This window comes from Pseudomonas sp. KB_15, from assembly GCF_052114525.1.
GTDB lineage: Bacteria > Pseudomonadota > Gammaproteobacteria > Pseudomonadales > Pseudomonadaceae > Aquipseudomonas.
Map to the genome: position 1 here is coordinate 64,730 of NZ_JBFREX010000012.1, position 23,235 is coordinate 87,964.

The 23,235-nt window shown below is 60.7% G+C and carries 21 protein-coding genes and 1 pseudogene; 4 read left to right on the plus strand and 18 right to left on the minus strand.

Features of this window, described 5'->3' with window-relative positions; all coding sequences use genetic code 11:
* Positions 1-72: 72 nt before the first annotated feature.
* The 14 genes from AB4Z35_RS13365 to AB4Z35_RS13430 form a co-directional block, all read right to left on the minus strand.
* The gene (locus AB4Z35_RS13365) at positions 73-1,101 is read right to left on the minus strand and encodes a trans-3-hydroxy-L-proline dehydratase (protein WP_008018645.1); all 1,029 of its coding nucleotides are present in this window, start codon (positions 1,099-1,101) and stop codon (positions 73-75) included.
* A gap of 115 nt (positions 1,102-1,216) precedes the next feature.
* The gene (locus AB4Z35_RS13370; RefSeq protein WP_442097525.1) at positions 1,217-1,939 is read right to left on the minus strand and encodes an amino acid ABC transporter ATP-binding protein; all 723 of its coding nucleotides are present in this window, start codon (positions 1,937-1,939) and stop codon (positions 1,217-1,219) included.
* The gene (locus AB4Z35_RS13375) at positions 1,932-2,582 is read right to left on the minus strand and encodes an amino acid ABC transporter permease (RefSeq protein WP_007997727.1); all 651 of its coding nucleotides are present in this window, start codon (positions 2,580-2,582) and stop codon (positions 1,932-1,934) included. Before AB4Z35_RS13375 ends, AB4Z35_RS13370 begins: the two co-directional genes overlap by 8 nt.
* A gap of 10 nt (positions 2,583-2,592) precedes the next feature.
* Positions 2,593-3,258 carry an amino acid ABC transporter permease gene (locus tag AB4Z35_RS13380; protein WP_442097527.1) on the minus strand — a complete coding sequence of 222 codons (666 nt, stop codon included), beginning with the start codon at positions 3,256-3,258 and terminating at the stop codon, positions 2,593-2,595.
* Complete coding sequence (gene lhpI, locus AB4Z35_RS13385; RefSeq protein WP_442097529.1) at positions 3,251-5,029, minus strand: cis-3-hydroxy-L-proline dehydratase; 1,779 nt, start codon at positions 5,027-5,029, stop codon at positions 3,251-3,253. Before lhpI ends, AB4Z35_RS13380 begins: the two co-directional genes overlap by 8 nt.
* Positions 5,030-5,039: 10 nt before the next feature.
* On the minus strand, positions 5,040-5,858 hold the full coding sequence (locus AB4Z35_RS13390) for an ABC transporter substrate-binding protein (RefSeq protein ID WP_046042020.1): 819 nt from the start codon (positions 5,856-5,858) through the stop codon (positions 5,040-5,042).
* Positions 5,859-6,267: 409 nt separating this feature from the next.
* Positions 6,268-7,017, minus strand: a complete 750-nt coding sequence (locus tag AB4Z35_RS13395; protein ID WP_442097531.1) for a helix-turn-helix domain-containing protein — start codon at positions 7,015-7,017, stop codon at positions 6,268-6,270.
* 74 nt (positions 7,018-7,091) lie between these two features.
* Positions 7,092-8,348: an FAD-dependent oxidoreductase gene (locus tag AB4Z35_RS13400; RefSeq protein WP_442097532.1), complete on the minus strand. Its 1,257-nt coding sequence runs from the start codon at positions 8,346-8,348 to the stop codon at positions 7,092-7,094.
* Entirely contained in the window at positions 8,345-8,581 is a 237-nt protein-coding gene (locus AB4Z35_RS13405) for a 2Fe-2S iron-sulfur cluster-binding protein (RefSeq protein ID WP_007994312.1), read from the minus strand. Before AB4Z35_RS13405 ends, AB4Z35_RS13400 begins: the two co-directional genes overlap by 4 nt.
* Positions 8,574-9,689 (minus strand): NAD(P)/FAD-dependent oxidoreductase, encoded by a 1,116-nt coding sequence (locus AB4Z35_RS13410; protein WP_442097533.1) that lies wholly within the window; start codon positions 9,687-9,689, stop codon positions 8,574-8,576. The genes AB4Z35_RS13405 and AB4Z35_RS13410 overlap by 8 nt, the downstream gene beginning before the upstream one ends.
* Positions 9,686-10,618: a 4-hydroxyproline epimerase gene (locus tag AB4Z35_RS13415; protein WP_442097535.1), complete on the minus strand. Its 933-nt coding sequence runs from the start codon at positions 10,616-10,618 to the stop codon at positions 9,686-9,688. The genes AB4Z35_RS13410 and AB4Z35_RS13415 overlap by 4 nt, the downstream gene beginning before the upstream one ends.
* Positions 10,619-10,732: 114 nt before the next feature.
* Entirely contained in the window at positions 10,733-11,404 is a 672-nt protein-coding gene (locus AB4Z35_RS13420) for a GntR family transcriptional regulator (RefSeq protein WP_033051988.1), read from the minus strand.
* 417 nt (positions 11,405-11,821) lie between these two features.
* Entirely contained in the window at positions 11,822-14,062 is a 2,241-nt protein-coding gene (locus AB4Z35_RS13425) for a molybdopterin cofactor-binding domain-containing protein (protein WP_442097537.1), read from the minus strand.
* Between the two features lie 12 nt (positions 14,063-14,074).
* Positions 14,075-14,548 (minus strand): (2Fe-2S)-binding protein, encoded by a 474-nt coding sequence (locus AB4Z35_RS13430; protein ID WP_442097538.1) that lies wholly within the window; start codon positions 14,546-14,548, stop codon positions 14,075-14,077.
* Between the two features lie 359 nt (positions 14,549-14,907).
* Between AB4Z35_RS13430 and AB4Z35_RS13435 the strand changes: the two genes are divergently transcribed.
* The 4 genes and pseudogenes from AB4Z35_RS13435 to AB4Z35_RS13450 all read left to right on the plus strand — a co-directional run bounded on the left by AB4Z35_RS13435 (position 14,908) and on the right by AB4Z35_RS13450 (position 18,556).
* A complete protein-coding gene (locus AB4Z35_RS13435) occupies positions 14,908-15,750 on the plus strand; it encodes an SDR family oxidoreductase (RefSeq protein ID WP_442097539.1) in 843 nt (280 codons plus the stop codon).
* A gap of 380 nt (positions 15,751-16,130) precedes the next feature.
* Positions 16,131-16,238 (plus strand): annotated as a pseudogene (locus tag AB4Z35_RS13440) (oxidoreductase); the annotation flags it as partial.
* Positions 16,239-16,361: 123 nt separating this feature from the next.
* Positions 16,362-17,273 carry an AraC family transcriptional regulator N-terminal domain-containing protein gene (locus AB4Z35_RS13445; protein ID WP_442097584.1) on the plus strand — a complete coding sequence of 304 codons (912 nt, stop codon included), beginning with the start codon at positions 16,362-16,364 and terminating at the stop codon, positions 17,271-17,273.
* Between the two features lie 296 nt (positions 17,274-17,569).
* Positions 17,570-18,556, plus strand: coding sequence for a lipase family protein (locus AB4Z35_RS13450; protein ID WP_442097541.1), 987 nt, complete (start codon positions 17,570-17,572; stop codon positions 18,554-18,556).
* Between the two features lie 141 nt (positions 18,557-18,697).
* Here AB4Z35_RS13450 and AB4Z35_RS13455 read toward each other — a convergent pair whose 3' ends face one another.
* From AB4Z35_RS13455 to AB4Z35_RS13470, 4 genes are all read right to left on the minus strand, one after another.
* Positions 18,698-20,074 carry an NfeD family protein gene (locus AB4Z35_RS13455; RefSeq protein WP_442097543.1) on the minus strand — a complete coding sequence of 459 codons (1,377 nt, stop codon included), beginning with the start codon at positions 20,072-20,074 and terminating at the stop codon, positions 18,698-18,700.
* Positions 20,075-20,202: 128 nt separating this feature from the next.
* Positions 20,203-20,958: an ABC transporter ATP-binding protein gene (locus tag AB4Z35_RS13460; RefSeq protein WP_442097545.1), complete on the minus strand. Its 756-nt coding sequence runs from the start codon at positions 20,956-20,958 to the stop codon at positions 20,203-20,205.
* Entirely contained in the window at positions 20,952-22,013 is a 1,062-nt protein-coding gene (locus tag AB4Z35_RS13465) for a FecCD family ABC transporter permease (RefSeq protein ID WP_007994325.1), read from the minus strand. The genes AB4Z35_RS13460 and AB4Z35_RS13465 overlap by 7 nt, the downstream gene beginning before the upstream one ends.
* Positions 22,010-23,197, minus strand: a complete 1,188-nt coding sequence (locus tag AB4Z35_RS13470) for an ABC transporter substrate-binding protein (protein WP_442097547.1) — start codon at positions 23,195-23,197, stop codon at positions 22,010-22,012. The genes AB4Z35_RS13465 and AB4Z35_RS13470 overlap by 4 nt, the downstream gene beginning before the upstream one ends.
* Positions 23,198-23,235 lie beyond the last annotated feature (38 nt).

A 23,235-nucleotide genomic window follows, 5' to 3' on the forward strand; every position in this document is an offset into this window, starting at 1 on the left:
CTCGGCTAGTGTTTTTTTTGGTTTTCAAGGGTTTTTACTGGCCGTTGGTCTGGGGGTTCAGGGATTGCGTGATCAGGCGCCGGGCCAAGTGTCGGACAGGCGATAGCCTTGTGGCCACGGATCGCTTGGGTCGAGCAGCAATTGATGGGTGCCGGTGATCCACGCCCGGCCGGAAATGCACGGGTAAATCGCGGCGCGGCCGGCGACTTCGGTCAGCGAATCAATGCGGCAGTGGAACTCGGAGCCGATAATCGAACGGCCGACAAAGCGCTCGCCAACCTGCATCAAGCCTTTGGCCTGCAACACCGCCATGCGCGCCGAGCAACCAGTGCCGGTGGGGGAGCGGTCGATCTTGCCCGGTTGAATCACCACCGCATTGGCGCCGGTGGCGATGCCGTTCTCATGGACGATGGGCGCGGCGATCTGGCAGAAGGAAATGTGCGACCACTCGGGATTCAGCGGATGCACGAAGCCCAGTTGTTCGTTGGCCGCCCGAGTGATTTTCAGCCCGACCGCCACCAGATCGGCCGCTTCATCCGGGCGGATGGAGAAACCCAGGCCTTTGGCATCGGCAATCACAAAACTGTCGCCACCATAAGCGGTGTCAACCTTCAGCGAGCCGATGCCTTCGACTTCAATCCACGCATCCAGTCGATCAGCGAAGGACGGCACGTTTTTCACTTCCACCCGTTGCACCTTGCCATCCCGGCAGTCGGCCACGGCTTCGATCAGGCCGCCGGGCGCTTCCAGCACCAGGCGGGTTTGCGGCTCGGTCATGGGCAGGATGCCGCTGTCGAGCAATACGGTGGCGACGCACAACGAGTTGGAGCCGGACATCGGCGGGGTGTCCGCCGGTTCCATGATGATCCAGGCCATCTGCGCCCGTGGGTCCTTGGCCGGGACCAGCAGGTTGACATGGCGGAACACGCCACCGCGGGGTTCGTTGAGGACGAAGTTGCGCAGGGTTTCGTCCCGGGCGATCCAGCGCGACTGTTCCCACACGGTGGCGCCGGGCGGCGGGGCGACACCGCCCACGATCACGTCGCCGACTTCGCCTTCGGCGTGGCAGCTGACGACGTGGATAACTTTTGATGAGCGCATGGGTGACTCCTTGTTTTGTCTGTGCGGGCCTCATCGCGAGCAGGCTCGCTCCTACACTGTTCGATATGCACCGCTAACCCTGTAGGAGTGAGCCTGCTCGCGATTGGGCCGTTAGTTATTTCACCGATTTCAGAAACGCTGCAGTCTCCGCATGCACCGGATTGCCGATCACTTGATCCGGCGAACCAATCTCATGCACCAGGCCATTGCGGAAGAACGCCACGCGGTCGGACACGTCCCGGGCAAAGCGGATTTCGTGGGTCACCAACACCATGGTCATGCCGTCTTCGGCGAGCATGCGCATGGTGTCCAGCACTTCACCGACCAACTGCGGGTCGAGGGCCGAGGTGGCTTCGTCAAACAGCATGTAGTCCGGTGACATGGCCAGGGCGCGGGCGATGGCCATGCGTTGTTGCTGTCCACCGGACAGCTTGCCAGGGAAGGTCTTGAGCTTGTCGCCCAGACCGACGTGGGCCAGTTGCTTCACCGCTAGCTCTTGCGCTTCAGCCTTGCTTTTGCCCAGCACTTTGCGCGGCGCGAGCATGACGTTTTCCAGCACCGTCAGGTGCGGGAAGGCATTCCATTGCTGGAACACAATGCCGATTTTCTGCCGCAGGCGATTGAGGTCGGTGGCGCTGTGATGGACCTCGACGCCGTCAACGCGGATGTTGCCTTTCTGGATCGGTTCCAGGCCGTTGATGCACATCAGCAAGGTCGATTTGCCGGAGCCGGAGCCGCCGATGATCGACACCACTTCGCCCTTGTTCACCGTCAGGTTGACGCCCTTGACCACTTCGAGGTTGCCGAAGGATTTATGTACGTTGTCGATCTCAATCATTTTCTTGCCACCTTCTTTCCAGACGAGCGCCCAGGCGTGCGACCACCAGGCTCATGACGTAGTAGATAAGGCCCGCGATGCACAGCACCAGCAACGGTTCCTGGATGCGGGTGACGATGGTTTGCGAGGCGCGCAGCAGTTCGACGATGCCGATCCACATCACCAGCGCGGTGTCTTTCATTACACCGAGCACCAGGTTCAGCCAGCCGGGGAACGCTACTCGGGTGGCCATCGGCAGGACGATCCAGCGCAAGTCCTGCAAGAAGCTCAGCCCCAACGAACGGCTGGCCCGGCGCACGGTGAACGGCACCGCCAGCACGCCGGCACGCACGATCTCGGTGAAGTACGCCGCAGCGTAAACCCCCAACACAATGCAGCCGACGCTAAAGGCGCTGATGTTCAAACCGATGATGCTTTTGAGTGAGTTGAACAGTACGAACTGGATCAGCAACGGCACGCTGCGAAACACGTCCAGCACCCAGGCCAATGGCTGGCTGGCCCGTGGCAACAAGGCCCGCAGCAGGCCGAAGAACAACCCGGCCAAGGAGCCGAGAATGATCGACCAGAACGTCAGTTGCATCGTGACCCACGCACCGTTGAGCAGGAACATCAGGTCATTCGAGGAAAAATCGGTGGAAAACATGGACAGCTCCTCAGTAACGGAACAACCGCCAGGCCATCAGCCGGGCTGYCGCGACGATCGCCTTGGCAATCAAGTAATACAGCACCGCTGCGATGGCGAAATACTCGAAGGTGCGGAAGGTTTTGACGTTGTATTCCTGGGTCACACCGGTCAGGTCATTGTTTAGCCCGACGATCACCCCCAGCGACGTCATCAACACCGCCCAGACCATCTGATTGGTCAGCGGGTAGAACACGATCCGCAGCAGTTGCGGGACGATGATCATGCGGTAGGCCTGGAAGGCACTCATGCCGAGGGAACGCGCCGCACGCACCTGCGTGTCAGGTACGGCCTTGAGGCCGCCGCGAAAGTTCTCCGCCAGATACCCGGCATTGTTGAAGGTGATCCCGGCCAGCAGGGCGAACCAGGAACTGACATGCAGGTTCAGCGAGCCGAGACCGAAGTAGAGGATGTAGATCTGAAACAGCGACGGGGTGTTGCGGGCAATCGATACCCAACCGTTGCCGAACCCGCGCAGTAATGGGTGTTTGGCCTCGCGCATCACCGTCAGGGCCAGGGCGATCAGCACGCCGAAGATCATCGACAGCGCGGCGGTTTCGAAGGTGACGATGGCACCGGCAAGCATGTCCGGCAGGGCGCGCAGGGCGGAGCGCCATTGGAAGCTGTAGTCAAACATGCGCAGGGCTCTCCAGTAGGGCGGCAGGTTGTAGCCAGGCCGGCAAACGTCCACTGGCCGTTGCGGTGCAGGCCGCGTCGACGCATTCGGCAAGGCTGGCGAAGTGCACCTTGCGGCCGACCAGGCCCGGTGCGTAGTGGGCGTATTTGCCCGAGTTGGTCATCAGGGTTTTAGCCGCCAGGGGGATTACGGGTTCGCCGAGCATGCACCAGCAGGTGTCGGTAACCAGGGTCGCGCCAAACGCTTGGATCACGGCGATGTGCCCGGCCTCGCGGGCCTGCTCCAACACCGCACGGCCGCAGGTGATGGCAAGCACCACATCCGGGTGTCTTTGTCGTCCCCGGCACAGTCGCGCCAGGTGAGCGAACTCGCTGAGGGAAAAGTGCGGGTTACCCAGCGACACCACATCCACCCGGTTATCGCGAGCACTGTTGAGTTCGCGCCAACTGCGCAGCAGGTCCTTCAGGCGGATTTTTTCCGCGGGAATGGAAGTGTCCGCATCCAGTACCTGCGCCGGGTCAATGGCCTCCGGGGTGACCCCGGCGATGTGGAACAGTGGCGCCGCAGAGGTGGTGGCGAAGGCCGCGCCAAAGGCTTTGAGGTCGTCCAGGCTCGGCTTGCGTTTTTCCAGTCCCAGCACCAGCGGCACGCGACTGCCAGTCAGGGCACCAATGTGGTAACCCAGCAGCGGGTAGAAGGCATCGTCCAGTTCACCGAGGGCAGGCAACTCGAGCTGCAACCGGGCCTTGCGTGGCGCGTCCAGGTGGCAGCCGATCAGCGGGGCGCGACCGGTGAGGGCGATGCTGATGTCCAGGTAATCCGGGTATTTCAGGGTGCGTGCACCGAGCACGCTGTTGGCGTAGACCACTGCGTTGGATTCCGCCCAGACGATTTGCTCGCCAGCCTTCGGTGCAGTGTCGAGCAGGTACGGCGCGCAGGTGAAACTGAGCTGTGCGCCCATCGCCATATAGGCATCGCCCAAGGCACTGGCCGGTTCACCCAGTGCCGGGTCGATACCCAGTTCGCGCCAACGGCGCTGGTCGACGGAAATTGAATTGAGGGTGGTGGGCACTCGCACTTTTGCTCCCCATTGCACCAGTTGCCGGGCAAAGCGCAGGCTCGCAGGTCCCGTGTAAATGCAGCCGTCGATGTGTGCTTGGGTGACATCCACCAAGTGGTCGGCACCCTGCAGTTCGGCCATACGCAGGACGATCTGCATGGCCATTTGCGCGGCCTTGCCATGCCGGCCATCGAGCAGCGCCCGATCGTGCCCGGTGAGCCTGATCGAGGCGGTGCTGTCAGTGTCTGGTAATGGGCTGTCGAGCGCCTGCCAGGCGTCGCCCGGCAGGTGATCGAACAGGCTCCGCGTTGTATTTTCGACCCGGGCGAAGGCCTGGCCGCGCAAGGCGGCGAAGGCCTCCCGACCGATGCACAGCACCGGCAGGGAACGGGCAAAAATGGTCTGCGCCACCAGCACGCCCAAGGTCAGGATCTCGTCGGCTTCGGCCAGCACCAATGCCGCCGGTGCATGGCCGTTGCTGATCAGTTCCATCAACACACTGCTGCCGGTGCACGAGCCGCGACCACTGGGAATCGCCAGCACGCGGCCGGCCAGGTGTTGGCCGCTGAGCGGGTGATGGCGGTCGATGACTTCACCCGTGCAGGGATCGACTCCGCCCCAGAAGCTCAAGCCGACATCGGCGAACAGCAGGGCGCCTTGCGCGGCACCCGCCACCAGGCTGCGTCCGGTCAGAGAAATTGGCCCAGGCATGCCGGACATCTCAGTAGTAGACCTGAGGCACGGTCAGGTTAGTCGGCGGGATCTCGGTGCCGACCCATTTAACGAACAACTCCTTGTAGCGACCGGTACGCACCTGTTGATTGACGAACAGGTTGAGGTAGTTGAGCAGGCCGAACTCGCTGCGCTTGGCACCCAGGGACACGTAGTCGATGACGTACGGGGCATTACCGGCGACTTTCAGGTTTTTGTATTTGCCCGACTTGAGGGTGGCGGCGGCCACGGTGTTGGTGACGACGGTGGCATCGATGTGGCCTTGGGCGACGGCTAGCAGGGTATCGCTCTGCGACTGGTAGGCTCGGAAACTGCCCGAGCCCCAGTTCTTCACGTCTTTCTCCAGGGCGATGGCCTCATAGGTGCCGCTGGTGTTGCCCACTGCTTTGCCCTTGAGGTCGTCGAAGCCATTGATGCCGGTGTCGTCGCGGGTCAGCACCACCATCTGGAAGGCAAAGTAGGGCACGGTGAGGCCGACGGTCTTGGCGCGTTCGAGGGTGTCGGAGGTGGACGCGACGATCACGTCAGCCCGCCCGGAGACCAGTGCCGGAATGCGATCCGGGAACGGCGTTTCCACCACTTCGGCCTCAACCCCGAGGATCTTCGCCAGGTCGCGGCAATAGTCCACATCGAAGCCGGCCGGCGAGTTGCTGGCATCGCGAAAGCCCATGGGCGGGAAGTCCAGGGTCACGGCGCAGCGCAGCTTGCCCGAACCGATGATGTCGTCGAGCTTGTCGGCCTGGGCAGTGGCGATAAAGGAGGTACTGAGAACAGCGCTGAGGGCTACGGCAAATGCGGGGTTTTTCATAGAGGCCTCGTTGATGTGAAGTGCTGTTGAATATCGTATTGGGGATTTCGTATACGATATTAACAATAGCAATCAACGTGCCTATTTCCAGTCCGTGGGGTGAATTAGTTGTCAGGCCTTGGCGTAGAGGTTTTGTAGCGGTGCAACCCGTAGCGAGGTGACGCCACGGCAGTGAGGACCGGTGTTACATATGGGAGCAGCGGTAGCGTGGGCGCACCTTTAAGGAACACTGGCAGGTGAGAGGTGCGTGCCTGCTTATCGGTTCATTGCAGGTTTTGTGGTGGATGGGCTGGCCTCATCGCGAGCAGGCTCGCTCCCACAATTGACCGCGTGCGCAAGGTAAATGCGATCCCCTGTGGGAGCGAGCTTGCTCGCGATGAGGCCCGGAAGAACACTCTTCATCACCCGCCTAACGCTGGTTATCGCGATACTGACTCGGCGACAAACTGGTCAGCGCCCGAAACTGCCGGCTGAAGGCACTGTGGTCGGTGTAACCACAGCGCAAGGCAATCTCGGTAATCGGCAACTCGGTGTGCAGTAACAACCGCGAACCTTCTTCCAGGCGCGCCTTGTGAATCATTTGCCGTGGGGTGAGCTGGAACACCCGTTTGCAGTGCCGCTCCAATTGCGCCACGGAATAGCCAGCGATGGCGGTCAGTTCGGCGAGGCTGATGGAGCGGGCGAAGTGGCGGCGGATATGGGCATCCACGGCGGCGAGTTTCTGGAACGCCGGATGGTTCGACTGCGGCGATTGCAGGTCGCGGGAGATCCCGGCCAGGCCCACGATTCGACCCTGTTCATCCTTCAAGGCGAGTTTGTGGGTGAGGCACCAGATCGGCTGATTGCCATAATACAAATGCAGCTCCAGCTGATCGGCCAGTTCGCGACCGCTGGACAGCACTCGCCGATCCTGCTCGGTGTACAGCGGACCGAAGCGTTCCGGGAAGACCATTTCGGCGGTGCGCCCCAGCAGCTCGTCCCTGTGTTTGAAACCACAACGCCGGGCCAGGGTCTGGTTGACGAAGGCGTAGCGGGCCTCGCAGTCCTTGATGAAAAACACCACGTCCKACAGGGTATCGAGCAACGGCGCAATGGGCTGAAGGCTGTTCAGCAGCGTCGGCAGATCGCAAGGTTTAAAGGTGGTGAGCGAGGGATACATGGCGCCGGGGGTCTGAGGGTGACCCCCGGGATCATAGAGACTCGGCAGCGTGGCCGAAACCCCCGGCGTGGTCATCACGCTGGCGGGGTATCGTCCAGGGACATCAAGGTTTCGATCCGCGCCGGGCTGAAGGGTGGGCGCGGTGCTGAGGGCTGCCAACCAAACAAATGCTGCACTGCGCCACCACACACACGGCCTTGGCAGGCGCCCATGCCGCAGCGACTGGCGAGTTTCGCTTCGCGCCAGTCAGAGTGACCGGTCAATGCCGCGTAGGGTACGTCTTCGCAGCGGCAAACCAGGGTGTCGGGTTGGGCCAGGGACTTGAGTCGCGGGTCGAGGGCGAACGCGCTGTTCAGCGCCTTGGCGAAACCCTGCCAGCGCGCCCGGCGCGGCCACAATTGCCTGGCGGCTTCCAGATTGCCGACCGCAGCGTGCCCGGCAATCGCGCCTTCCACCAAGGCCAGTTCGCTGCCGCCGAAGCCGGTGCATTCGCCTGCCGCATAGTGATCGGCGCGGCTACTGGCCTGCCAGTCATCCACTGCGATGGCTTGATCTTCAATGGCGCAACCCAATGCCTGACCCAACTGGATATTCGGAATCAACCCGAATCCACAGGCAAGCCGATCACATTCCAGTTCGACGATGTTGCCTTGTTGTTGCAGCCGCACGCCTTCCACTCGGTCGGTGCCGAGCGCGGCCAATACGTGGGTGGCGGTGCGGTAATGGTGGTCGAACAGGCTGAACGATTGCAGCCATTTGCCGGGCCAGCGCGGCAGTTGCGCGGCGAAACCGGCGACGGCGCTGCGGCTGGCTTGTTCGGCGATGCGTTGCACTTGCGCGCCATGCTGTTTGGCGGTGGCGGCACTGGCCAGTAACAGCGGGCCGCTGCCGGCGATCACCACGCGCTCGTTCTGCACCGGCAAACCGGCCTTGATCAGCGCCTGCAAACCACCCGCACCGGTGACACCCGGCAGGGTCCAGCCGGGGAAGGGCAGCAGCAATTCACGGGCGCCGGTGCACAGAATCAGTTTGTCGTAGCTGATCAACCAGCCATGGTCGTCATCTTCCACCAGCAGTTGTTTCGCGCCGGGGGCGGCGATCACTCGAGTACCGGCGTGATGGCGGATGTTGTTGCACGACGCCAGACGCTCGCGCAGGCGCCGGGCCTGACCGGGCACGTTGGCTTGAGGTCCGTCGCGCCAGATTTGCCCGCCCGGCAGCGGGTTGTCGTCGAGCATGACAATGCGGGCGCCGCTGGGGGCGGCGGCAAGGGCTGCGCTCAGCCCGGCAGGGCCAGCGCCAATGATCAACAGATCAGCGTATTCAATCATGGGCGAGTCTCCACCTGCATGCCGTCACGGCACAGGGTCTGGCAAGCCAGGCGACGCCGGCCATCGATGGTCACCCGGCATTCCTGACAAATGCCCATGCCGCACAGCGGCGCACGGCGCTGACCGCTGACTGAGGTGCGCGTGCAGCCGTCACTGGCCAACGCCAGGGCAGCGGCGACGCTGGTGCCTTCGGCGACCTTCAGGGCGTGGCCGTCCAGCAACAATTCAGGCATAGACCGGTTCTCCGAGAAACCGCTGGGGCAGATAAGGTTGTGCGACCAGTGGCGGGGTTTCGTTGAACAGTTGCGCCACCAGTAAATCGGCGGTGCCGGGGGCGGTGGTTACGCCCAGTCCTTCGTGACCGACTGCCAGCCACAAGCCTTGACGTTGTGGATGTTGGCCCACCAGCGGCAAGCCGTCGGGGCTGGCGGCGCGAAAACCGGTCCAGGCACGGATGCCATTGAGCCGGGCCAGCCCCGGCATGTACTCGGCGGCACGCTTGAGCATTTTCGCGAGCATCCAGCCTTCGACCTGCGGGTCGGTGGTGCCGAATTGCCGCGAGGCGCCGATGAACAGTTGCCCGGTGGGGCGCGGCTGGATATTGCAGGCGGTCGACGGCCCCGTGGCGTTGTGGGCACTGGTGACGTAACCCAGTTCCACCAGCGTATGGGTGACGCTGCCGGGGTAGCGGTCAGTGATCAGCAAGTGGCCTTTTTTCGGCTCGATGGGCAATTCCGGGCACAGCTCGTTGGCTTGAATACCGTTGGCCAACACCACGGCATCGGCACTCAACCAGTGACCATCATCGAGGCAGACGCGGTAGCCATCGACCGCACTGACCCGTGCCCGGCGCTGGCGGATGTTCGGTGTTTCGAGCATCCATCCGGCCGTCGCCGGAGCGTATAGAATGCCGTCGCCATTGATCAGCAAGCCGCCTTCCAGTCCTTCGCTCAGTTCCGGTTCGCGCTGGCGCAGGGCACTGGCGCCGATCAGTTCACAAGCCACGCCCTGGGCTTGCAGGTTCAGGAATTTGCTGTGGGCCACCGCCATTTCTTCGGCATTGGCCGCCAGCCACAGCGTGCCGTTGCAGCGGTAGGCACAGCTGTCGGGCAGGTCCGCGCCCAGTTCGCGCCAGCGCTGCAACGAATATTGACTCAGGGCCAGTTCGGCGGGGTTGTCGTCGAGTACCAGCAAGTGACCCATGCCGGCGGCCGTGGCGCCGTGCAGGCCGGCGTCCAGCACCAGCACCTGCAAGCCGCGACGGGCCAGCGCCTGGGCACAGGCGGCGCCGATAATGCCGGCGCCGATCACGATCACATCGGCCACCTGGCCCTCGTTCATGGACGAATGCCCCAGGCGAACGGGTCGTCCTGTTCGATGATCAGGCTCGCCTCGGCACTGATGAACGCGCGACCACGAATGGTCGGCACGATGCGCTCACCCTGCAGTTCGTAGGAACCCTCGAACTCGCTGCCGATGACGCTGGCCTGGCGCCAGATCTGCCCCGGTTGCAACTTGTCGTCGGCGGCCAGGCATGCCAGTTTGGCACTGGTGCCGGTGCCGCAGGGCGAACGGTCATAGGCTTTGCCGGGGCAGAGCACGAAGTTGCGGCTGTCGGCGTGATCGTCATCGGCGAACAACTCGACGTGATCGATCAAGCCGCCGTCTTCACCGCGAATGCCTTGGGCTTCCAGTGCTTGCTGCACGGCGAAGGTGTAAGCGGTCAGCGCTTCGAGGTTGTCGCCGGCCACCCGCAGGCCATGCTCGGCGATCAGGAAAAACCAGTTGCCGCCCCAAGCGATATCACCGACCACTTGGCCGATGCCCGGCACCTGCACCGCCAGCGCCTTGCGATAACGGTAGGCCGGCACGTTGCGCACGCTCACCGAATGGTCTTCGTGCAGGGTTGCCTGCACCGTGCCCACCGGCGTTTCGATGCTGTGCACGCCGGGGCCGATCTTGCCCAGGTGCGCCAACGACGCCACCAGGCCGATGGTGCCGTGGCCGCACATGCCCAGATAACCTGTGTTGTTGAAGAAAATCACCCCGGCACAGGCATCAGGGTCCACCGGCGTGCAGAGCAGGGCGCCCACCAGCACGTCACTGCCCCGTGGTTCCAGCATACAGGCGGCGCGCCATTGATCATGCTGTTCGGCTAATACCTTGCGCCGTTCGGCCATGCTGCCAGTACCCAGCTCAGGAAAGCCGGCGGTCACCAGGCGGGTCGGTTCGCCGCCGGTGTGGGAGTCGATCACAGAGATGCGTTTCATGGGAGGGCCACGTCCATTCGGTTGAGTGAACGCAAGAGTGGCCCGTGCGGCGAGGTGTCGGCTTGATGGATTTAGTCTGTGTCGATGACGAAATCGGCACAGCATCCGCAGCTGTCAGTGGGTGTGGGGCAGGTGCTCGAACAGGGTCGTGCAGACGCCGGCAATGTGCTCGTCCAGAAGCTTCACCGCCAGGTCCACATCCCCGGCGCGGCAGGCCGCCAGGATCTCGCGGTGTTCGTGATCGGCCCGTTCCTTACCGGCCGACAAGCTCATCTGCATGCGTAGATAACGCTCCAGCTTGTCGTTGACCGAACGGATCAGACTCACCAGAAACGGTCGCTGCGCCGGCTCGTACAGGCAGGAATGCAGCTCCCAGTTGAGCTCGGCCCAGCGCCCCACGTCGTCCTCGCCGATGAACTCCTGACAGATGCGCTCGGCACGGGCGAAGGTCTCTTCGGTCATGTTCGGAATGGCCAGGCGCAGAATCTTGTCCTCCAGCAACATCCGCACTTCGAACATCTGCGCCAGTTCCGCATCGGAAACCCGCGTGACCATCGCCCCGCGATTGCGCTGGAACATCACCAACCCTTCGGCCTCCAGCCGCTTGAGGGCTTCACGCACCGGGATCTTGCTGACATTGAACTGGCGGGCGATGTCGTCCTGGCGGATCGGCTCATCCTCGGCAAAATGCCCGGCGACAATCGCATCCCGCAGATGGCGGGTGATGATTTCCGAAGTCGAAGGCGTGTTACCAAGATCGGGTGCGTTGAGTTTGGGTAGGTTCACGGCGGCGGTCATTTGGAGTGAGATAGCGCTAGGGTATACGAAATTCTTTTGCTGATCTTCCCCGGTTCGACGTCGATGTACCCGATGTCGGTAATACAATCCGCTACAACATAACGGGCGCCTGTTAAGGCGCCCGTTTTCATTCCGGCCTGTGCCGCGCCCACTTCACCGTTTGCCATGGTTTTACGCTGGATGGATGGGCCCGGTGCATAGCCGATCAGGCAGCCAATACCGAAAGCCGAGCCTGTAATGTGCTGAGCGACCGAAACGGGGATTCTGAGTGAATTCTTGTTAGCCGAGAGGACGACGAGTCCGTATGTCCGGACTCGTCGATCCGGGTCCTATTGCCAAAGGCTTTCCCAAGTGGATGGGCCTCTGGCTGATTAAGGTTCTTGACCGTCAGTCCACCCGGCTCTGTCACGTCAGCTTGAAGGGCAGCTCACGCACCGATCTACCCGTGAGGCGTGCGACCGCGTTTGCAAATGCGGGGGCCAGCGGTGGAAGGCCGGGTTCACCCATCCCTGTGGGAGGCTCGGCGCTTGGCACGACATGGATGGAAAATTCCGGCATATCGGTGATGCGCGGAACGCTGAAGTCTGCAAAATTACTCTGTTGCACGACGCCGTCTTTCAGGGTGATGGCACCGCCCGGCAAGCACATTGACAGCCCCATAAGGGCGGCACCTTGTACTTGGGCCTCAACGCTGCGCGGGTTGACGACCAGGTTGCAGTGGACGCCGGCGGTCACATGGTGCAGTACCGGACGATCGTTCTGCACCGAAGCTTCCACGACGTAAGCCACTACCGAACTGAACGACTCATGTACCGCAACGCCCCAGGCTCGACCAGCAGGCAGCTCGCGTTTGCCGTACTCGCTCTTGTCCACCGCCAGTTGCAACGCAGCGCGATGACGCGGACTTCGATCGGCAAAAAGTTTCATCCTGTAAGCCACAGGATCCTGTTTGGTTGTTCGGGCGACCTCATCGATCACCGTCTCCATCACGAAGGCTGTGTGGGTGGAGCCCACACTGCGCCACCACAACACCGGCACGTTGAGTTTCGGGTGATGCACCGTCAGGCGCATCGGCAGTGGATAGGGATCGCGCATACCTTCGGTTGCCGTGGGGTCTATGCCGTTTTTCACCCGTCCCCCGAACATGGTGCCACTGATGATGGACTGTCCTACCACAACGTGGTCCCAGGCCAGCACCTTGCCGGTATCGTCAAAACCGATACGAGCGCGATGCAGGTGCATAGGGCGGTAGTAGCCGCCTTTGATATCGTCCTCGCGGCTCCATAGGGTGCGCACCGGTACATTTAAACCGGCCATTCGCGCGGCCTTGGCCACCTCGCATGCCAGCACCACAATGTCGCTGGTGGCTATGCCACGCCGGCCAAAGCCGCCGCCAGCGGTCTGTACATTAATTTGAATTTGCTCGGGCGTAAGGTTCAGTACACGTGCGGCTGCCGCGCTGTCAGCCCCGGGAAACTGGGTACCCACCCATAGTTCGCAGCGTTCTTCGGACAGTTTGACGGTACAGTTCAACGGTTCCATTGGCGCATGGGCCAGGTAAGGAAACACGAACTCGGCTTCCAATCGATGAGGTGCCGTTTCCAGTGGCGCCATGTCCGCCTCGAAGAGCCGTGGACCAGGACGACCCGCCAGCTCCCGGTAGTCGGCCAACTGCTTCTCGCTATCGACTTTTTCGACAGTCGTCGTATCCCATTGCAGCTTGAGTGCATCACGCCCTTGTTTGGCTAGCCAGTAACCGTCAGCAACGACGGTTACGCCTTCAGCCCCCCCATCGAGCGGTACACGCAGCACCGCTTTCACGCCTTTGATGGCACGTGCAGCACTGTCATCCAAAGACGCAATTTTGGCACCGAATACTGGCGGTCTGGCCACCACGGCCGTTAGTTGCCCCGGTAGTTTCATGTCGATACCGAAATCCTGCTGGCCACTGCTCTTGGCCTTGGCATCGATGCGGGTGGTGGCATGGCCAATAATTCGGAAGTCTTTGGGGTCCTTGAGCGTGATCGTTTCGGGCACAGGCAGCGCCATGGCGGCCTCCGACAGTTCGCCATAGCTCGCTTTGCGGCCCGCGGGGCCGAGCACCATTCCAGATTCCGTACTCAGGTTGGCCACATCCACATTCCAGCGCGCGGCCGCCGCCGCGAGCAGCATGGCGCGAGCGCGGGCACCCAGTTCGCGGTACTGGGTATAGCTGTTCTTGATCGAATTGGAGCCGCCGGTGAGGTGCATGCCGAAGAGTGGGTCCTGGTAGGCGATGTCGCTAGTGCCGTTGCGGCTGCGCACGAGGCTCCAGTCGGCATCAAGCTCTTCGGCGAGGATCATCGGTAGGCCAGTCTGCACGCCCTGACCGAACTCCAGCCGGTTGATGGTTACTGTTACTTCCCCATTCGGCGCTATCTGTACGAATGCCGAGGGTTGCTGACTCGGCTTGAGAGTTTCTGCGCGGTTGTCGCCAGGCTGTTGCGCCAGGGCCAAGTGAGGAAATGCCCCCAATGCCAGGCCGCCGACACCAAGGATTTTCAGGAAGCTGCGGCGGGGGAGCGTGGTGGGACCGTCGATCTGGTTGCGTTCGAGCATGTGTTGCAATACGCGAGGGAGCTCGTCTGGATAGGCGTCGTTGAACATGGAAAACTCCAGTCAAGCAAGGACTTTGGCGGCGTCAGCCACCGCCGCGCGGATACGAGCGTAAGTGCCGCAGCGACAGATGTTGCCAGCCATGGCCGAGTCGATCTCGGCCGCCGTTGGCTGCTTGCCCTTGGGTTGAGCCTTGAGGAAAGCCGTCGCGCTCATGATCTGCCCGCTCTGGCAATAGCCGCATTGCGCTACGTCGTGTTTGACCCATGCCTCGTGTACGGCTGTGCCCACTGGGTCACTGCCATTGGTCGCTGCTTCGATGGTGGTGATCTTCCTGCCCTCGGCGGCCGCGACAGGCGTGATGCAGGAACGAATGGCCTGCCCATCAAGGTGAATAGTACAAGCGCCACACAGGACTGCTCCGCAGCCAAACTTGGTGCCGGTCATGCCCAGCGTGTCGCGCAAAGTCCAGAGAATCGGGGTGCCAGGGTCTACGTCAACCGTGTAGTCACGGCCATTGATGTTGAGGGCGCTCATAGTGGGACAGCTCTCCATGAATCAGTGCGACCGTGTTCCGGGCGTTTGCCAACTGTAGCGCCGTACTTCCTGGATCGAATGCACGATCCGCTTCAATGATTGCCCAATTTGATGGATGAGCTGAGCATCACGACCAAGACGCTTGAAGTTCTTGAATCGGTGATTGAATCAGGCAATGAAAGAGCTAGTTATCGCCTGAGCTCCTTCACGAGCCGTGAAGAACTGCTGCTGGAGGTCAGAGCGAAGAGGGTTGAACTGACACAATATTCGTCATTTTAGGCAATGAATACGCCGATTGATGCAGCAACCAAAAGGAGAGACTCGACACAATAGGCACTCGTTAGAAAAGGAACAATCACATGACTGAGAAAAAAGTTTGGTTCATCACCGGTGCTGGCCGTGGACTGGGTGTAGACATCGCCAGAGCGGCACTCGCTGCCGGACATGCCGTCGTTGCCACCGGCCGTGATGCCGGGAAAGTGCTGGCGGCAATCGGTGAACATGAAGACTTGCTGGCCATCAAGCTTGATGTCACCCGTCCCGATGACGCCCAAGACGCCGTCGAGGCCACTATCGGCAAGTTCGGACGGATTGATGTACTGGTCAACAACGCGGGTAACTTCTATGCGGGCTTCTTCGAAGAGCTCAGCCCGGAACAGGTGCGCAGCCAGATCGAAACGCTGTTGTTCGGTCCGATGAATGTCGCTCGTGCTGCATTACCGGCGATGCGCAAGCAGCGCTCCGGTCTGTTGCTGACCATTTCCTCTACGGCGGGTATCGCTGGCGGCATGTTCTGTACGGCCTATGCGGCGGCGAAATTCGGCCTCGAAGGATGGATCGAGTCGCTCACGCCAGAGATTGAATCCTTCGGCATTCGCACGATGTTGGTCGAGCCCGGGTTCTTCCGCACAGAACTGCTGACGGCCGATTCCACCACTTTCGCACCACCCTCCATCGACGATTATGCCCAGCGGACGCGAGAGACCGTCACGGCCTGGAGTGGCATGAGCGGTAAGCAGGGTGGTGATCCTGCCAAGCTAGCTGACGCGATTGTGCAGCTGGCAGGGCTCGACGAGCCACCGGTTCGTTTCGCTGCTGGCGCTGATGCGGTGCAGACCTTCGAAGCCAAGGCCAATGCGTTGCTGGCACAGGCCGACGCCTACCGTCAGCTGTCGTCCTCTCTTGCTCACGATGATGCGTGATTCTCGTCAATATCTCATTCATTACCGGCCGTGTAGCAAGGGCCAACTATGGCGCCTGGCACATGCAGGGCGGCTGATCATTACGACATCGGGATGAGGGCACCGGCAAGTCACGACCGGAAGATAAGAATCGATGACCCGGAGTTACAGCAGCAACTGCAGGCGGCGGGTATTGCTCTGGATGATCGGCCGTACGTCGAATACATCTTTCATCGACTGTAGAGTGGCTTCATTGGATTAGGCATTAAGGCGATCTGAAATACTTTGTAATATCTAGCTATGGCAAGCCGGCGTTACAAAACCCCGTTGAATCGTGCAAGCAACAGCGTCAATCAGGCAATCAGCCGATGCTGGGGCCACCTCATACTGTGGACCGCACGATGACCTCTCTTTTCACGCCCTATACCCTGAAAGACGTCACTCTGCGCAACCGTATCGTGGCTTCGCCGATGTGCCAGTACCAGGCCCATGACGGGCTGCTGAATGAATGCCAGTATCGGTAAGCAAAACTCCTGCGCAGATTGCTCTGGCGGTCATGGCAGACATTGTTCGTGTCAGCAACGGTGTCGTTCGTGACCAGCTATAGACCTCGTTTTTTCAAGGAGACCACTGTGCAGCCTGCTACCAAAAGTCACCAAATTGCCACCAACACAACACGTCTCGCCGGCGTCGTCAGCCAGATTGTGCGCAGTGATGGCGACCTGATCACCGCCGTTCCCGGCCTGAGCCTGCATCGACGCAAGTCTTCCACTGCGCCTGTGCACTGTATTTACGGACTGGGCATTGGTGTGACCTTGCAAGGCTGCAAACAAGTCATGGTGGGGGAGGAGGTGCTTAGTTACGCGCCGGGTCAGTCCATGGTTACCAGCGTTGACCTGCCGGTCATCTCACATGTGACTCAGGCGAGCGTCACACAACCATTCCTGGGCATGATGCTCACGTTCGACAGCGCTACGGTGATACAGCTCGCCGAGCGCATGCAGTTGTCACAGCGCATGAGGGATGAAGGATTCCGGCCAATCACCGTACAGGCGCTGGACGCCGGGGTGCTTGATGCCCTGGGGCGTTTGGTCGGGCTACTTAGCGAACCTGAACTGCTTGAAACCCTCGCGCCACTGATCAAGGAGGAGATCATCGCTCGCCTGTTGAGCGGTGCTCACGGTTCGCAGTTGCTTCATGTCGTCGCCGCGGGCTCACCCAGTCAACACATCGCCAAGACGCTTGCCTGGCTGAAGCTTAATTTTCGCCATGCGCTGCGCATGGACGACTTGGCGGCGAATGCACACATGAGTCCGTCTACCTTTCGGCAGCATTTCCGCACCGTAACAGGCATGAGTCCACTGCAGTATCAGAAACAATTACGGCTGCAAGCGGCTCGACAGTTGATGCTGAGTCAGAATATCGATGCAAGCAGTGCGGGCGGATTGGTGGGCTATGAAAGCTCGTCGCAGTTCAGTCGCGAGTACAGCCGGCTGTTCGGAGAACCGCCGCAGAGGGACATAAAACGAATGCGCTTGCAGTGAATAAGTTACGGCTGCCAATGGCGTGTTGGCGCTATTGCGGAGTTGCCCTGCCTGCTGGGGCAAGACTGCCCCAACATGGATAGGTAGATACCCAGCACAGACGGCCGTAGCCTTGAAGGCTGCTTGGGTCAGCGTTTTTTCGGCAGATGGGTCAATTCTTCATCAGCGCCTACAGCATCGCCCTCGCACTTGCAAAAACTGCGTCTAAACTCGGTCTTGCTGGCCCAGAAGGATCGACGGCTGCCATAGGTTTTCGTTGGGTCCTTTGAAAACTTTCTTTGAGACAAGGAGCAGTCATGACTACCCCAGACACACTTGTGCAAAGGCAAATCAGTCTTACACATGCTTTCGTGGTCAATAATGCGGCGCTGTATTCGCAGTCCTGGAAAAACATCCAGAACCCGAAGCCGAGCCAGGTTAAAGACAATATTCTTACGCGTCTCAATGGCTCGAAGGTAGGCGGCGGCTATGGCGTAGCCTGGGGCCCCGCGCTGGTAATGGATGGCGAGTATGCGGCGCACATCACCGTGGTGCTGACCGGCGGGAGAAGCGGGAACGACATCGTCGTGGTGACGAGTGGGACACTCACGGATTCTTTGAAGGATCAGGTGGACGATCTCGATATTTTTCCAATGGTGCCGTTGCAGAGCGTAATCCCGGGCTGCCAGGGATCGGCGAGTATTGCCCAGGGAACTGCAGACGGGGTGCAGGCGATATTGACCACAGCCTCTACTATCAGTCCTCAGGGCACACTGTGCGATTTTCTTGGGACGCAGCAAAGTGGAGCAAACATCCGTTTGGTTGGTCATAGCCTCGGTGGTGCGCTCATGTCAGTGCTCGCGCTTTATCTGAAAGACAGATTTCCGGGCTTTAACTTCTTCTGTGAAACCTTTGCTGCGCCCACGGCGGGAGATGGTTTTTTCGCCAGCTATTTCAATAAGCAAATGGCCGGTAATGCGCTGCGCATCTACAACACCCTGGATGTTGTTCCGATGGCGTGGTGCGCAACTTCTCTCGATTACTCCCTGACCCTTTATGATGATCCCATTCATGAACACACGAGGAACATGGTTTGTTCCGGCATAGACAAGGTTGTGAATAACAACCTGAACTATACGCAATGGGGAATGGGCAGCGCGAACATGGAGCTGCGGCTCTGTGGGAAACCTCAATCCGACTGCACAAGCTACGAGTCTCAATCCGGCTATCAGCACGTCTATGAGTACATGACACTGTTGGGCCTGCAGCCCGCCGATATACCGATGCCGCCGTTCGGCAGCTAGTGGGGCAGTCTCGCCGTCCAGATGTTTGAGTTGCAGTTGCCGAGGTTTCCTTGGGGAAGTCGACGCAACTGCAATTCGCTTATCCGGAAGCAGATTGCGCTGTCGTAGCAGTTGGCCAAAACCCAATTCGACGAACATGGATCAACCTCCTGACGGTGACGTTTCATCCAGCGCAATGACGTCCAGCATCACGCCCGTGCGCCTCACCACCCGGACCTGTTGGCCCAGGTGCAGGGGCGAGCAGCTCTGAACTTGCCATTTTTCGCCCTGCAGTTGCACCCAGCCGCTCATAGGCAGACCCGGCAGCAGCCCCGTCACCGTGACCTGACTGCCGACCAAGCCCGCATCGCCGCTGACCAAGGCACGGCGTCTGGCCTTGAGCGCCATGCCGACCAAAGTCATAAGCAACAGGGCGCTGATTAGTGCCATGCCGATGATCAGCGTCAACGGAATGCCAAAGCCCGGTACATCGGTGTCCATCAAAATCACTGCGCCAACTACAAAAGCAACCACCCCACCGAAGCCGATTACACCGAAACTCGGTAGAAACGCCTCGGCGATCATGAAGGCGATCCCTAGCAGAATCAGTCCGACCCCGGCGTAATTCACGGGCAACAGTTGCAGGGCATACAGCCCCAGCAACAGGCAGATGCCACCTAGCACCCCACCAACGCTCGACCCAGGGTTCATGAACTCGAATATCAAGCCATAGACCCCGAGCATAATCAGCAGCAACGCCACGCTGGGGTTGGTGATCACCGCCAGCAGTTGTGTGCGCCAATCAGGCGCATGGTCGATGAGCGCAACCCCGGCGGTGCTCAGCCTCAACGTTTGACCGGAGACATTCAGGCTCTTGCCGTTCAATTGCTTGAGCAGGTCTGCCACGTCATTGGCCACATAATCGACCACGTTGAGTTTGAGCGCTTCGTGGGCCGACAGGCTGAGCGATTCACGTACCGCTTGTTCGGCCCAGTCGGCATTGCGTCCGCGTAGTTGCGCAAGGCCACGGATGTAAGCCGCCGCATCGTTGATCTGTTTTCGAGTCAAGGTGTCCTGCAACTCACGCGCAGTACTCTTGTCGGTGGTGGGTGGGCTCGGCGGTTCGGGCGCGGTCCCGGGCAGGCCGCCGATCTGCACCGGTGTAGCAGCGCCCAGGTTGGTGCCCGGGGTCATCGCGGCAATGTGGCTGGCATACAAAATATAGGTGCCGGCGCTGGCCGCACGTGCGCCACTAGGGGCGACGAAACTTGCCACTGGCAAGGGACTGGCCAGAATCGCCTTAATAATTAAACGCATTGAGGTGTCCAGCCCGCCGGGGGTGTCGAGGCTGATGACCACCAACTGCGCACCCTCGGTCACCGCACGCGCCAGGCCGCGCTCCACGTAGTCGGCACTGGCCGGACCAATAGCATCGTTGACGGTCAGTACCACGACACTGCCTGCAGCCGTCGTCGAACCCGTCGGTAACCCGATCAGCATTACTAGCAGGAGCAGGCGGCACCACCAGTGACTGTTCACGGGACCTCCCGGTTGCGGGTATGACAGCCTGCAACCCTCCCTTAAAGCGTAGTTGAGTCAGTCATGGGCGATGCAGGCGCGGCGATTAGTCCGTTGCCTATACAGGTAGGGGCGATCATTGCCAGCCATCAAACAATATCGTCAATCACGATATGCCGTTGCCCACGACTGCACTGCTCAATCCGGGCCTCAACCTTATAAACGTTGCGCAGCATCAATTCGGTAATCACCTCGTGACTCGGGCCGCTGCCTTGCGTGGTGCCGTCGGCAATTACCAGAACCTGATCGGCGAAACGCAGTGCCTGATTCAGGTCGTGGATGGCGATGAACACAATGACTTCGCGTTTTCGGGCCAGGCTGCGCATGAAGTTCAGCACCTGAACCTGCCGATGCATGTCGAGGGCACTAGTCGGTTCGTCCATCAGCAGTATTTCCGGTTCGCGCACCAGGGTTTGCGCGATGGACACCAACTGTTGCTGACCGCCGCTGAGTTCACCGAGGTTGCGAAAGGACAATCCGGTGATGCCCAGCGCCGCGAGAATCTCATCGACCAGTTTCAATTCATCATCGTGAACGACCCAGCCCGGCGTCAGTTGCTTGCGCGCCAGCAGCACCGACTCATACACCGTCAATCGGGCGCTGGCATTCAGACCCTGGGGCATGTAGCTGATGCCCGCTGGGCCTTTTTTCGACTCTTGCAGGATCACCTGTCCGGGGCCGTCGATCAGCCCGGCCATGCGCTTGAACAGCGTCGATTTGCCCGCCGCGTTGGGCCCGACTACGGCGACCACCTGCCCGCCGAAAAACGTCGCCGTCGAGACACCACGAATGATCTCGCGCTGGCCGTAGCGGGCACCGAGATTCTCCAGCTGCAGCTTCACCATGAGTTTTTCTTCCCGCCGAGAATCAGAGATATGAAGAACGGTACGCCGATCAGCGACGTGACCACGCCGATGGGGAATATCGCGCCGGGGATCAGGGTTTTGCTGACCACGGAGCTGGCCGACAGAATCAACGAGCCGGTCAGCAAGGAGGCGGGCAGGAAAAACCGCTGGTCTTCACCGATCAGCATGCGGGCGATGTGTGGACCGACTAGCCCGATGAAACCGATAGTGCCGACGAAGGCCACTGGAAACGAGGCGAGCAGACTGACCATGATCAGTGTCTGAAAACGCAGGCTGCGCACATTGATGCCGAAACTGGCGGCCTTGTCGTCGCCCAGGCGCAGGGCGGTCAGGGCCCAGGCACGTTTGGCGAAGATCGGCAGGGTGATGAGGATCACCAGGCAGATGACCCCCAGTTTCGGCCACGTAGCTTTGGTCAGGCTGCCCATGGTCCAGAACACCACGGCGGCCACGGCTTGTTCGGTGGCAAAGAACTGCACCAGCGCCAACAGCGCATTGAAGGTGAACACCAGCGCTATACCGAGCAACACGATGGTTTCGGCGGTGACGCCGCGACGCATGCTCAGAAAGTGGATCAGCAGCGCCGACAGCATGGCCATGATGAACGCGTTCAGCGGCACCATGAATTGCGCCGCCAGCGGGAACAGTGCGACGCCGAATGCCAGCCCCAACGCGGCGCCGAAGCTGGCGGCGGCGGAAATGCCCAGGGTGAACGGGCTGGCGAGTGGGTTGTTGAGGATTGTCTGCATCTGCGCGCCAGCCAGCGACAACGCCGCGCCAACGGCAACCGCCATTAACGCCACCGGCAAGCGTATATCCCACATCACCACGCGTACCTGCGGTGAAGCGCTGTCCGGCGAAAACAATGCGCCGAGTACCTCGCTGAGGCTGTAGCTCGCCGGGCCCAGGGCCAGATCGAGCAGCACGCTGCACATCAACAGGATCACCAGCCCGGCGAGGATCAGGCGTTTACGCAGCACCAGGCGACGATAGGTTTCGCGCTGCACGACCACGACGTCGGTCAACGAGCTCATGGTTTAACCTCAGGCTGACGCAAGCTGACAAAGTAGCCCGACTCATACGGCACCGGCAGGAAGCGCTCATGCAGCTCGCGGAATGAGGCGTCCGGATCGAGATCGGCAAACAGCTCCGGATGGAACCATTTCGCCAATTGCGCAATGGCGACGAATTGGTAAGGACTGTTGTAGAACTGATGCCAGATGGCATGGAAGGCTTGATTGTCCTGGGCCTTGATGCCGGAGTAGGCCGGACGCTGGGTGTACCAGGCGAGTTTTTTCCTGGCTTGTGTCATGTCCGCGCCCGGACCGACGCCGACCCAATGGCCGCCGGGGGCAAAAGCTTCCCAGTTGGCGGTGGTGACCACTACGTGCGCAGGATTGGCAACGATGACTTGCTCGGGGTTCAACTGGCCGAACGTGGTCGCAATGATGCGGCGGGCAATGTTGTTGCCACCGGCCATCTCGACGAACAGGCCAAAGTTCTCGTTGCCGAAACTCAGGCAGCAATCATCGGTGTAGCCGCCAATGCGCTCAATGAACACGCTGGGGCGGGGCGGGTGTTGTTTCTCGATGATGTCGGTGACGCGATGAATCTGCTGGTTACGGAAATCGATGAAGGCTTCGGCGCGTTCCTCTTTGCCGAACAGTTGGCCAAACAGGCGCATGGTCGGCTCGGTGTTCTGGATCGGGTTGTTGCGAAAGTCGACGTACACCACCGGGATGCCCAGAGCGTCGAGCTTTTCGATGTAGCGGGCATCTTCGGTGGCGTGCTGCGCCTCGATATTGAGGATGATCACGTCCGGACGCTGGGAAATTGCCTGCTCAATGTCGAAGGTGCCGTCTTCAAAGCCGCCAAAGGTGGGAATCCTGGCGATGTCGGGGAATTTGCGCAGGTATGCGTTGTAGGTGTCGGGATCCGACTGGATCAGGTCCTTGCGCCAACCGACGATGCGTTCGATGGGGTTTTGTGTGTCGAGGGCGGCAACCAGATACAGCTGGCGGCCTTCACCAAGAATGACGCGTCTGACCGGCAAGTGCACCTTGACCTTGCGCCCCAGCAGATCGCTCACCTCGGTGCGCGCCGAGTCCACTTCGGCGGCGTGCACGTTGCGCGGAGCGAGGAAAAAAAGTGCCAGGCCCAGCAGTCCTGCCAGTAGCAGCGCAGCGAAAGCGTGGCTGCGTCGATCAAAAGTCACCATGGTCAAAGCCTTTGCAAAAGTCAGATCGGTCAACGGCT